At 49.8% G+C, this 289-nt stretch carries 1 protein-coding gene; it reads right to left on the minus strand.

What is annotated here, in order from left to right; all coding sequences use genetic code 11:
• Window positions 1-91: 91 nt before the first annotated feature.
• Window positions 92-289, minus strand: a 198-nt coding sequence (locus P0G09_RS20345) for a helix-turn-helix transcriptional regulator (RefSeq protein WP_275253588.1), incomplete at its 5' end; no start/stop codon positions are given.

The following is a 289-nucleotide window of genomic DNA, read 5'->3' on the forward strand; positions in this document are numbered from 1 at the left end:
AGGCGTTGAATAATTCCACTTCTCGATCGTTCGCATAGTCCTTGCGGGCCACTTCCGTGTTGGTCAGAATCGCTGCAAGCTCAGTATCCAGCTAGGTGCAGATGTTAGAGAGGGTTTCCAGGGTTGGATAGACCCGCCCATTCTCGATTTTGGAGAGATATACCACCGAGATGCCTACCTGCTCCGCCAGCTTTTCCTGTGTGATGCCTTTTTCCAACCGCTGTGTTTGGATGCGTTTTCCGATGAGAGTATAGTCTATCATGTCATGGGCCTCCTGTAGATGTCTTTT

The organism is Faecalibacterium sp. DFI.5.82 (assembly GCF_029076575.1).
Taxonomy (GTDB): Bacteria; Bacillota; Clostridia; order Oscillospirales; family Ruminococcaceae; genus Faecalibacterium; species Faecalibacterium duncaniae.